The sequence below is a fragment of the uncultured Flavobacterium sp. genome (assembly GCF_963925415.1).
Taxonomy (GTDB): Bacteria; Bacteroidota; Bacteroidia; order Flavobacteriales; family Flavobacteriaceae; genus Flavobacterium.
The window spans coordinates 1-11,738 of the sequence record NZ_CAWUTS010000122.1 but is presented as its reverse complement, the minus strand read 5'-3'; the positions used below and the strand labels follow the sequence as shown (position 1 = coordinate 11,738).

Annotated in this window: 11 protein-coding genes; 8 read left to right on the top strand and 3 right to left on the bottom strand. The window is 30.6% G+C overall.

Features of this window, described 5'->3' with window-relative positions; genetic code table 11:
* The coding region (locus tag AABM47_RS09635; RefSeq protein WP_338410716.1) for a transketolase C-terminal domain-containing protein at positions 1 to 908 on the top strand (908 nt) is incomplete at its 5' end.
* A 32-nt stretch (positions 909 to 940) separates the two neighbouring features.
* On the opposite strand, the gene AABM47_RS09630 is transcribed toward AABM47_RS09635, so the two are convergent.
* Positions 941 to 2,107 carry a proline dehydrogenase family protein gene (locus AABM47_RS09630; protein WP_338410715.1) on the bottom strand — a complete coding sequence of 389 codons (1,167 nt, stop codon included), beginning with the start codon at positions 2,105 to 2,107 and terminating at the stop codon, positions 941 to 943.
* Positions 2,108 to 2,203: 96 nt separating this feature from the next.
* Between AABM47_RS09630 and aroB the strand changes: the two genes are divergently transcribed.
* From aroB to AABM47_RS09610, 4 genes are all read left to right on the top strand, one after another.
* Positions 2,204 to 3,274: a 3-dehydroquinate synthase gene (gene aroB, locus AABM47_RS09625; RefSeq protein WP_338410714.1), complete on the top strand. Its 1,071-nt coding sequence runs from the start codon at positions 2,204 to 2,206 to the stop codon at positions 3,272 to 3,274.
* Positions 3,275 to 3,561: 287 nt separating this feature from the next.
* Positions 3,562 to 4,965 carry an arginine decarboxylase gene (locus AABM47_RS09620; RefSeq protein ID WP_338410713.1) on the top strand — a complete coding sequence of 468 codons (1,404 nt, stop codon included), beginning with the start codon at positions 3,562 to 3,564 and terminating at the stop codon, positions 4,963 to 4,965.
* A 36-nt stretch (positions 4,966 to 5,001) separates the two neighbouring features.
* Positions 5,002 to 5,973 carry a deoxyhypusine synthase family protein gene (locus AABM47_RS09615; RefSeq protein WP_338410712.1) on the top strand — a complete coding sequence of 324 codons (972 nt, stop codon included), beginning with the start codon at positions 5,002 to 5,004 and terminating at the stop codon, positions 5,971 to 5,973.
* A gap of 86 nt (positions 5,974 to 6,059) precedes the next feature.
* Positions 6,060 to 6,413 carry a hypothetical protein gene (locus AABM47_RS09610; protein WP_338410711.1) on the top strand — a complete coding sequence of 118 codons (354 nt, stop codon included), beginning with the start codon at positions 6,060 to 6,062 and terminating at the stop codon, positions 6,411 to 6,413.
* Between the two features lie 56 nt (positions 6,414 to 6,469).
* Here AABM47_RS09610 and rho read toward each other — a convergent pair whose 3' ends face one another.
* Positions 6,470 to 8,140 carry a transcription termination factor Rho gene (gene rho / locus AABM47_RS09605; protein WP_338410717.1) on the bottom strand — a complete coding sequence of 557 codons (1,671 nt, stop codon included), beginning with the start codon at positions 8,138 to 8,140 and terminating at the stop codon, positions 6,470 to 6,472.
* A 180-nt stretch (positions 8,141 to 8,320) separates the two neighbouring features.
* Between rho and AABM47_RS09600 the strand changes: the two genes are divergently transcribed.
* The gene (locus AABM47_RS09600; RefSeq protein WP_338410710.1) at positions 8,321 to 8,731 is read left to right on the top strand and encodes a DUF4293 domain-containing protein; all 411 of its coding nucleotides are present in this window, start codon (positions 8,321 to 8,323) and stop codon (positions 8,729 to 8,731) included.
* Between the two features lie 107 nt (positions 8,732 to 8,838).
* On the opposite strand, the gene AABM47_RS09595 is transcribed toward AABM47_RS09600, so the two are convergent.
* Positions 8,839 to 9,333 (bottom strand): metallophosphoesterase family protein, encoded by a 495-nt coding sequence (locus tag AABM47_RS09595; RefSeq protein ID WP_338410709.1) that lies wholly within the window; start codon positions 9,331 to 9,333, stop codon positions 8,839 to 8,841.
* A gap of 94 nt (positions 9,334 to 9,427) precedes the next feature.
* On the opposite strand from AABM47_RS09595, the gene truA reads away from it, so the two are divergent.
* A complete protein-coding gene (truA, locus tag AABM47_RS09590) occupies positions 9,428 to 10,168 on the top strand; it encodes a tRNA pseudouridine(38-40) synthase TruA (protein WP_338410708.1) in 741 nt (246 codons plus the stop codon).
* Positions 10,169 to 10,191: 23 nt separating this feature from the next.
* The coding region (locus AABM47_RS09585; protein ID WP_338410707.1) for an ABC transporter ATP-binding protein at positions 10,192 to 11,738 on the top strand (1,547 nt) is incomplete at its 3' end.

The following is an 11,738-nucleotide window of genomic DNA, read 5'->3' as shown; positions in this document are numbered from 1 at the left end:
TAAATCAAGGATTAGAGGGATTACAAAATAAATTTGGATCACTAAGAATTTCAGATACCGGAATCAGAGAAGCTACTATCGCAGGACAAGGAATAGGCATGGCATTGCGAGGGCTTCGTCCTATTGCAGAAATTCAATATTTAGATTACCTGCTGTATGCTTTACAAATCATGAGTGATGATTTGGCGACGTTACACTACAGAACCAAAGGAAGACAAAAAGCTCCTTTAATCATTCGTACACGTGGACACCGTTTAGAAGGCATATGGCATTCTGGATCTCCTATGGGCATGATAATTAATGCCTTAAGAGGCATTCATGTTTTAGTACCAAGAAATATGACAAAAGCTGCTGGTTTTTATAATGCTTTATTGCAAGCAGATGAACCTGCTTTAGTAATTGAATGCTTAAACGGTTATCGACTAAAAGAAAAAATGCCTAGCAATATGGGCAAATTTACAACACCTATAGGATATGTTGAAACCATCAGAGACGGAAAAGATATTACAATTGTTTCGTATGGATCAACCTTACGAATCATCGAACAAGCAGCCAAAGAACTACAAGAACACGACATTAATGTTGAAATAATTGATGTACAATCCTTATTGCCTTTTGATTTGAATCATGATATCGCAAAAAGTATTCAAAAAACTAGCAGATTATTAGTAGTTGACGAGGATGTTCCTGGTGGAGCAAGTGCGTATATTTTACAAGAGGTTATAGAAAATCAATCTGCTTATGATTATTTAGACAGCAAACCACAAACACTAACTTCAAAGCCTCATAGACCAGCATATGGAACTGATGGTGATTACTTCTCAAAACCAAGTAGCGAAGATGTTTTTGAAAAAGTATATGAAATAATGCATGAAGTTAATCCTGAAAAATATGCTAGTTTATATTAAAAAAACTCCCGATTTATAAATCGGGAGTTTTTTTATAATTTTCTTCTCTGTTTTTCTGCTTTAATCAAACTCAATTCTCTAGAGGTTTGTCCTGCAACAGAAGTGTTTTCTTCTGCTCTTCTAATCAAATAAGGCATCACATCTCGTACCGGTCCAAAAGGCAAATATTTAGCTACATTATATTTATGAGCAGCTAAATTATAACTTATATTATCACTCATTCCATATAATTGACCAAACCATATTCGACTATCATTTGGTTCAATATTTCGCTCTTTCATTTGTTGCATCAATTTATAGGAACTTTCTTCGTTATGTGTTCCTGCAAAAATAGCCATAGTGTCTATATGATCTAACATATAATCTAAAGCTGCATCATAATTAACATCCGTTGCTGATTTTGAAATACATATGGGAGATTTGTAGTCTTTTTCTTCCGCTCGTGTGTTTTCTTTTTCCATATAAGCACCACGAACCAGTTTCATTCCAATAATAAAATGTTCTTTTTTAGCTTCTGCATGTAGCTTTTTAAGATAGTCTAATCTATCCCAACGATACATTTGCAAGGTATTAAAAACTATAGCTTTTTCTTTGTTGTATTTTTTCATCATTTGAGCAACCAAGTCATCACCTGCATCTTGCATCCAACTTTCTTCAGCATCAATTAAAACAGATACATCTTTATCATAAGCTGCTTTGCATAACTTATCTAAACGCTCAATTATTCTATCCCATTCAAGTTGTTCGGTTTTATTTAATTCTTGCTTTGCACCTACTTTTTCATATAATGAAATTCTACCTAAACCCGTTGGCTTAAAAACCGCGAACGGAATAGCATTGCGCTCTTTGGCAAATTCTATAGTTTTCATAACCATAGTAAAAGCGGCATCAAACTGGGCCTCTTCTTCTTTTCCTTCTACAGAATAATCCAAAACAGAAGAAACCCCTTTTGTATACATTTTATCAACAACACTTAAGCAGTCAATTTCGTTAATACCACCACAAAAGTGGTCAAAAACGGTAGATCTTATCAATCCTTCAACAGGTAAATGTGCCTTTAAAGCAAAATTGGTCACAGCTGTTCCTATTCGAACAAGTGGTTGGTTTTCAATCATTTTAAATAAAAAGAAAGCTCTTTCTAATTCAGAGTCGCTTTTTAAAGCAAAAGCAGTTTGCGTATTCGTAAAAATTTTATCCATTATTAGTTTTTCAATAATTCAGAACAAATATACGTGAGTGATATATATTTTTAAAGAATAATTGCTTTATTTTGTAATTAATTGAAAATTATTAAAATGCAATCTATAAAAGCAGACACTTATTCTATTTATTTTAACAATGTAGGATATGAATATTTGGCATCAATATTAAAACCAACTTATTATTCTAAGATATTTATTCTTGTGGATGAAAACACAAACGAACACTGCTTACCTATTTTTTTAGCTAATTTAGCTACTGAAATTGAAATTGAAATCATAGAAATTGAATCTGGAGAGGAACATAAAAATATTGAAACTTGTGTGCAATTATGGCATTCATTAACCGAGCTAGGTGGTGACAGAAAAAGCGTCTTAATTAATCTTGGTGGTGGCGTTGTAACTGATATAGGGGGTTTTATAGCTTGTACTTTTAAAAGAGGGATCGATTTTATAAATATTCCAACTACTTTGCTGTCTATGGTTGACGCTTCCGTTGGTGGCAAAAACGGTGTAGATTTAGGTCTACTGAAAAATCAAATTGGAATCATTAAAGAGCCAAAAGCAGTAGTAGTTATTTCATCCTTTTTAGAAACTTTAGCTCAACTAGAAATGCGTTCTGGATTAGCTGAAATGCTAAAGCACGGCTTAATTTATGATAAAAATTATTGGAACAAATTAAAAGATTTAACCCTATTACAAATTGAAGATTTAGAAACTTTAATTTATGAATCAATTGAAATAAAAAATAAAATAGTCTCACAAGACATCAATGAACACGGAATTAGAAAAGCATTAAATTTTGGACATACTCTAGGACATGCTATAGAAAGTTATTTTTTAGAAAATGAATTAAAAAACAAACTCCTTCATGGAGAAGCAATAGCCGTTGGAATGATCTTAGAAAGTTATATTTCACTTCAAAAAAAATTAATTTCAAAAGAAGAATATGCAGAAATTAAATATATTTTAGATACTATTTACGATAAAGTAATTTTTGATAAAAAAGACATAGATAAAATTATTGACTTACTTATATATGATAAAAAAAACGAATTTGGTGTAATTCAATTTGTGCTTTTAGATGGAATTGGAAAAATAAAAATAAATCAAGAAGTTGAAAATAAATTAATTTTTAATGCCTTTGATGACTATAAATTAGCATAAAAAATAAAAGTAAAATTTAACATAAAAGTAAATTAATATATACCTTTGTGGTAATGAAAGATAAAGATTTCCGTTTTAATACGCACAACTCCGACAAGAAAGAGCATAAATCAATTCATTTGCAATTGAATACATCTTTATTTTATGAATTAAACGTCGAATTATATTTACTTTCCATTACTTTTAAAGAAAAGTTAGTTGTTATATTTGCTAACATTAGGGTTTGAAAAGTGTAATTTAAACAAAATTTTAAATATTTACACTTAACATATAGCCCAAAAAAACTAATGAATACCAAATATTACGACTTAATCAATCAAACTTTTTATTTCCCTCAGGAAGAATTTAAATTAAACAAAGACAACCTCGAATTTCATAATATAGATTTAATGAAATTAGTAGAACAATATGGAACCCCTTTAAAATTTACGTATTTACCTCAAATTTCTAACCAAATCAATAAAGCAAAAGGTTGGTTTAGAAAAGCAATGGAAAAACACCAATACAAAGCTAATTATCATTATTGTTATTGCACCAAAAGTTCTCATTTTCAATTTATTATGAATGAAGCTTTCAAAAACAATATTCATATTGAAACTTCGTCTGCTGTTGATATCAATATTGTTGAAAGCCTTTTAGAATCAGGTAAAATAAATAAAAATACATTTGTAATTTGTAATGGTTTTAAACGAGATGCTTACGTTGAAAATATTGCTCGACTAATTAATAATGGTCAAAAAAACACCATTCCTGTTATCGACAACTATGAAGAATTAGATTTACTACAAGAACAAATTGTAGGTAAATTTAACATAGGAATTAGAATTGCTGCAGAAGAAGAACCGAAATTTGAATTTTATACTTCCCGTTTAGGAATAGGATACCGAAACATAGTCCCTTTTTATAGAAAACAAATCCAAGAAAACGACCAAGTAACACTTAAAATGCTTCACTTTTTTATTAATACAGGTATTAGAGACACAGCCTATTATTGGAATGAATTATTGAAATGTTTAAAAGTTTATATTGCATTAAAAAAAGAGTGCCCATCACTTGATAGTTTAAATATTGGCGGTGGATTTCCAATTAAAAACTCATTGGCTTTTGAATATGATTACCAATACATGATTGACGAAATCATTAACCAAATTAAAATTGCATGTGATGATGCTGAAGTAGACGTTCCTCATATTTTTACCGAATTTGGTTCATTTACCGTTGGCGAAAGTGGTGGAGCAATTTATCAAGTTTTATATCAAAAGCAACAAAATGATAGAGAAAAATGGAATATGATTGACAGTTCATTTATCACGACACTTCCTGATACATGGGCAATTAACAAACGTTTTGTAATGCTCGCTATAAACCGGTGGAATGATACTTATGAAAGAGTTTTATTAGGAGGTATGACTTGTGATAGTGATGATTATTACAATTCTGAACAAAATATGAACGCAATTTATTTACCTAAATATTACAAAGAAAAACCTTTGTATATTGGCTTTTTTAACACAGGAGCTTATCAAGAAACTATTGGAGGTTTTGGAGGACTGCATCACTGTTTGATTCCTCAGCCCAAACACATTTTAATAGATCGAGACGAAAACGGTATTTTAGCAACTGAAGTGTTTTCTGAACAACAAAATGCAACAGATATAATGAAAATTTTAGGCTATCAAAACAAACAATAAACAAGTAAACTGTTCAACACACAAACATTTCAAAAGATGAAAGGACCAATTAGTCAATTTATAGAAAATAATTATTTGCATTTTAATGCTGCGGCTTTAGTTGATGCCGCCAAAGGATATGAAGAACATTTATTAGACAACGGAAAAATGATGGTTACTTTAGCGGGTGCAATGAGCACAGCAGAAATGGGTAAATCATTAGCAGAAATGATTCGTCAAGATAAAATACACATTATTTCGTGTACGGGTGCCAACTTAGAAGAAGATATAATGAATTTAGTAGCACATAATTCTTACAAAAGAATTCCAAACTATAGAGATTTGACACCGCAACAGGAAAGAGATTTATTAGATAATCATTTTAACCGCGTCACAGATACGTGTATTCCTGAAGAAGAAGCTTTTAGAAGACTACAGTCGCATTTATTTGAAATATGGAATAAAGCTGACAAATCTGGAGAACGTTATTTTCCTCATGAATTTATGTACCAAATGATAAATTCAGGTGTATTAGAACAATACTATGAAATTGATCCTAAAGATTCTTGGATGGTTGCTGCCGCAGAAAAAAACTTGCCTATTGTAGTTCCAGGTTGGGAAGATAGTACTATGGGGAATATTTTTGCATCCTACTGCATCAAAGGTGAATTACAAGTTTCTACTACAAAAAACGGTATTGAATACATGATGTGGCTAGCAGATTGGTATCCAAAAAACTCAGGTGGAAAAGGTATAGGATTCTTTCAAATTGGTGGTGGAATTGCTGGAGACTTTCCAATTTGTGTTGTACCAATGCTATATCAAGATATGGAAATGACAGAGATTCCTTTTTGGAGTTATTTTTGTCAAATATCAGACTCTACTACCAGTTATGGCTCATATTCTGGAGCTGTTCCAAATGAAAAAATTACCTGGGGAAAATTAGATATTGATACGCCTAAATTTATTATTGAATCTGACGCAACCATTGTAGCCCCTTTAATATTTGCTTATATATTAGGAAATTAATTATTTGTTTTTTTTTAAAAATTTTTCTTTGAAAATATAAAATAGCATACTATATTTGATAAAAAACTAGAATAAATTCATGCACTATGAAAAGAGTAATTGTTGATTACAACAAATTAACAAACGAAATCTTATCTTTATTAGTAGAAAGGTTTCCTGACGGATATGACGATTCAGATATCATTAGATTTAAAAATTCTAAAAACGAAGCTGTTGAAGCTGTTGAAGTTCGAACAGAAGATACTTTTTTTTTGGTAAAAGTAAGTACTAAACTTGCAGACCGAATTGAAAATTTTGAGGAGGAGGATGACGATGTGGATATTTTAGAAGTTCCTATAGAAAACAAAGATTCTTTAAAAGAATTAGAAATTGAAGAAGAAGAAGATAATGAAGAAGAATATGAAGAAGAATATGAAGAAGAAGATAATGAAGAAGAATAGATAATAAAAAAAGCACTCAAATTTGAGTGCTTTTTTTATTGTTAAAAATAAAAAAATTAATTATTCATTGAAATTAAAAACTCTTCATTATTTTTTGTTTTCTTAAATCTATCATTAATAAAGTCCATTGCTTCTACCGGATTCATGTCTGCCAGATACTTACGCATAATCCACATTCTATGGATAGTTTGTTCGTCTAACAATAAATCATCTCTACGTGTACTCGATGAAACCAAGTCAATTGCTGGAAAAATACGCTTATTTGCAATTCTTCTATCCAACTGAAGCTCCATATTACCCGTTCCTTTAAATTCTTCAAAAATAACTTCGTCCATTTTAGAACCTGTATCTGTTAAAGCTGTAGCAATAATACTCAAAGACCCTCCATTTTCAATATTTCGAGCAGCTCCAAAGAAACGTTTAGGTTTTTGTAATGCATTAGCATCCACACCCCCACTCAATACTTTACCCGAAGCAGGTTGTACCGTATTATAAGCTCTTGCTAAACGCGTAATAGAGTCTAAAAGGATCACCACATCATGACCACATTCTGTTAAACGTTTTGCTTTTTCTAAAACTATATTCGCTATTTTAACATGTTCTTGAGGTTCACGGTCAAAAGTAGAAGCAATAACTTCGCCTTTGACACTTCGTTGCATATCAGTAACCTCTTCTGGTCTTTCATCAATAAGCAATACAATTAAATAAACTTCGGGATGATTGGTAGCAATAGCATTAGCTATGTCTTTTAACAACATTGTTTTACCCGTTTTTGGCTGGGCAACTATCATTCCACGTTGTCCTTTACCTATAGGTGCAAACAAGTCTAATATCCGGGTTGAGACAGTACTTCCTCGTTCTGCCAAATTAAATTTTTCTGTTGGAAAAACAGGTGTCAAATGTTCAAAAGAAATTCGATCTCTAACCACCTGTGGGTCGTGACCGTTAATTTTTAAAACTTTAACTAAAGGAAAGAATTTTTCTCCCTCTTTTGGAGGCCTTACTACTCCTTTAACCGTGTCTCCCGTTTTTAATCCAAACAAACGAATTTGAGATGTTGACAAGTAAATGTCATCTGGAGAGGCTAAATAATTATAGTCTGATGAACGCAAAAAACCATAACCATCTGGCATCATTTCTAAAACGCCTTCACTTTCTATAATACCTTCAAATTCATAATCTGATTCTTTAAAGTTTTGCTTTTTTGAAGCGGCTTGTTTAATTTCTTTTTTTACCAGAACATCTGTATTTACTGATTTGGGACCAATATAACTTGGGTGATTTGGATTATTTTGATTGGCTTTTTCAATAATTATCTTTCTTTGCTCCTCCGTTAATTTTGGAGCAGTTTTCTGTGGTTTTGATACTTCATCAACAGGAGTATCTTCTTGTTTTATGACAGGACTTTTAATTTCTTTTGTGAAACTAGGTTTTTGCACCGCTGTTTCTTTATTTTCAACTGTTTCTGAGGGAATTAATACTGCAGATTTTTTTTCTTTTGAAACTACAGGTTTTTTTTCTTTTGGTGCAACAACTCGTACTCGCTTAATAACGGGAGTATCTGTTTTTATCACATCAACTGATATTGGGTTTAAAGCTTGATGATCTAAAATTTGGTATATTAATTCATCTTTTTTTAAAGCACTAACTCTTTTAAGTTTAGCTGTTTTTGCAATTTCATGCAAATCTGAGAGTTTCATCTCATTTAATTTTTCAATGTCAAACATGAATGGTTCGTAGGTAATTAAGTTGATACAGGTGTATAATATGAATTCTTTAAAGCTAAGAATGTAACGATTCGTAAATGAAGTGATTACGAATTTGTTATGCAATAATACGATATTTTTACAATAAAACAATAGTTTTTTAAAAAAAGAAAACTTATTTTTGTCAAATAATGATTTAAAATGATTCAAAGAATACAGTCTTTATATTTATTTGTTTGTGCTTTATTATCGGCTCTGTTGCCTTTTTTATTTCCATTATGGAATGATGCAAAGCAACTGCCTGTGTATTTTACAAGTGATATTCTATACATTGTTTTTTTTGGATTATCTGCAATAATGGCTTTAACAAGTATATTGTTGTTTAAAACGAGACAAAATCAATTTGTATTAAACAGATTGAACATCATATTGAACTTTATTTTAATAGGATTATTTGTTTATCGAGCCCTAAATTTATCTGGAGAAACTTCGGTTTCTGAGAAAGGTATTGCGATGTTTGTTCCTTTGATATCTATCGTATTATTAGTTTTGGCCAACAAAGCTATAAAGAAGGACGAAGATCTTGTAAAATCTGTGGATCGATTGAGATAAACCTATCATCTTAGTTTATTAGTGCGAAGAAAACCCGATTCGAAAGTTTCGGGTTTTTTTGTTTTGTTTTTTTACAAATTAATTTAAATAAGTTTTATATACTAAAACTACTTCTTCCCTATTTCTATAATTTCTAAATTCTTTATTTTATCTCCATCAATCACAAAGCGCAACATGGTTCTAACTTGATGAAAACCTGAAATTCCAGCAGCACCAGGGTTCATGTGTAAAAGATCTAACTTTTTATCAAACATAACTTTTAAAATATGGGAATGGCCACAAATAAAAAGTTTTGGAGGGTTAAAATGAATTTCATCTCGAATAGTTTGATTGTATTTGTTAGGATAACCACCAATATGGGTCATCCAAACATCAACACCCTCGCACATAAACCTATTATTTAAAGGAAATTCTAAACGTGCTTTATCATCATCAATATTACCATAAACGCCACGTAAAGGTTTTAATTTCTTAATAGAATCTGTTACATTCAAGTCACCAATATCTCCTGCATGCCATACTTCATCAGCTTGGTTTACATACTTTAACAGTGTGTCATCCATATGACTGTGTGTGTCCGAGAGTAATAATATCTTAATCATTATACAAAAATAGATTAATTATTGAAATTGAAATTGACATTGCTTCTTAATTTTGTAAATTTGCTCTCATATTTTACAACATACAATTTTTAATTTGAGATACTTTATAAAATTTGCTTACAACGGAAAAAACTATCACGGTTTTCAAACCCAACCCAATGCCACTTCAGTACAAGAAACTTTGACAGATGCAATGCAATTATTAATAGACAAAACTATTGAAATTGTTGGCGCTGGAAGAACTGACAGTGGTGTTCATGCTAAACAAATGTTTGCTCATTTTGATGTTGAAAAACCAATTGAAACTTTATATTGGCTATCCAAACTTAATTCATATCTCCCAAAAGATATTGTGATTTATGATATTTTTGAAGTTGACAAAGATACACATGCACGCTTTAATGCATCAGCAAGAACATACGAATATAACATTCATACGCACAAAGACGCTTTTTTAGAAAATACAAGTTGGTATTATTTTCAAGATTTAGATTTTGATAAAATGAATGAAGCCTGTCATATATTGTTTAACCATACAGATTTTGAATGTTTTTCAAAAGCAAATACAGATGTACATACGCATAACTGTACAATTACCGAGGCATATTGGAAAAAAACAAACCATCAATTCATATTTACTATAAAAGCTGATCGGTTTTTGCGTAATATGGTAAGAGCTATTGTTGGCACAATGATTAATGTAGGCATAGGCAAAACTAGTATTAATGAATTTGAAAAAATTATAGAAAGTAAAAGCCGTTCAAAAGCTGGTTTTTCTGTTCCTGCGCATGGCTTATTTTTGGTTAAAATAGAATACCCCTTTTTAAGTAAATAGTTTAGTAGAAAGTAAAACATTAAATGAAAAAAAACATACAAACAAAATCATTAAAAAAAATATTAGCATATGCTAAACCCTATAAATCAAGATTTTTTTGGGTTATTGTTTTTGCAATACTTTTATCTGTTTTTGCTGCGGCTCGTCCTTATTTATTAAAAAATACCGTAGACTCTTACATAAAACAACATGATGAAAGTGGTTTTTTATATTATATAATTCTAATGGGAGTCGTGCTTTTGTTAGAAGTTTTTTCGCAGTTCTTCTTTAGTTATTGGGCAAACTGGCTTGGTCAAGATATTATTAAAGACATACGAAATAAATTATTCAATCATATTGCCTCATTTAAAATGAAGTACTTTGATAACGAGCCAATTGGAAAACTAGTAACACGATCGGTTTCGGACATAGAGTCTATAGCTAGTGTTTTTAGTCAAGGTTTGTTTTTGATTGTAAGTGATGTATTAAAAATGATTGTAATTCTAGGAATAATGCTATATATGAATTGGCAATTGACATTTGTAGTACTTCTAGCAATGCCCATTTTATTATATGCCACTAATATCTTTCAAAAGAAAATGCGCGTCGCTTTTAATGAAGTTCGCAATGAAATATCAAACCTTAACTCTTTTGTTCAAGAACGATTGACTGGAATTAAAATTGTGCAACTCTTTAACCGTGAAGATACTGAGTTCAAAAAATTTAAAGAAATTAACCAGAAGCACAACAATGCTTGGCAAAAAAACATAAAATACAACTCAATCTTCTTTCCAATAGCTGATATTATTTCAAATGTAACACTAGGTGTCATTATTTGGTATGGCAGTATGAATATTGTTAACGGTCTTGATACAACAACTTTTGGAGATTTCTTTGCTTACACCATGTACATTGGCATGCTTTTTAATCCATTGCGTCAAATTGCTGATAAATTTAATGTAATGCAAATGGGAATTATTGCTGCCGAAAGAGTTTTTGAAATTCTTGAAACCGACAGTCAAATTGAAGATATTGGAACAAAAGAAGCAGAAAATTTTAAAGGAAAAATTGAATTAAAAAATATTCGTTTCAGTTATATTAAAAATGAAGAAGTATTAAAAGGTATTGATTTAAATATAAATATTGGAGAAACCATTGCTATTGTTGGAAGTACTGGTGCAGGAAAAACAACAATCATCAATTTATTAAATCGATTTTATGAAATTGATTCGGGTACTATAAAAATTGATGACCATAACATCAAAGATTACACATTAGAAAGCTTACGAAAACAAATTGCAATAGTTTTACAAGATGTGTTTTTGTTTGCTGATTCTATTTACAACAATATTACACTTTATGATTCAAAAATCACTCGACAGTTTGTAATAGATTCAGCCAAACAAATTGGTGTGCATGATTTTATAATGAGTCTACCAAATGGCTACGACTATGATGTAAAAGAACGTGGTGTAATGTTATCTTCAGGACAAAGACAATTAATTGCTTTTTTAAGAGCATTTGTAAGCAATCCAAGCATTTTGATTTTAGATGAAGCCACCTCTTCTATTGATACTTATTCAGAAGAGTT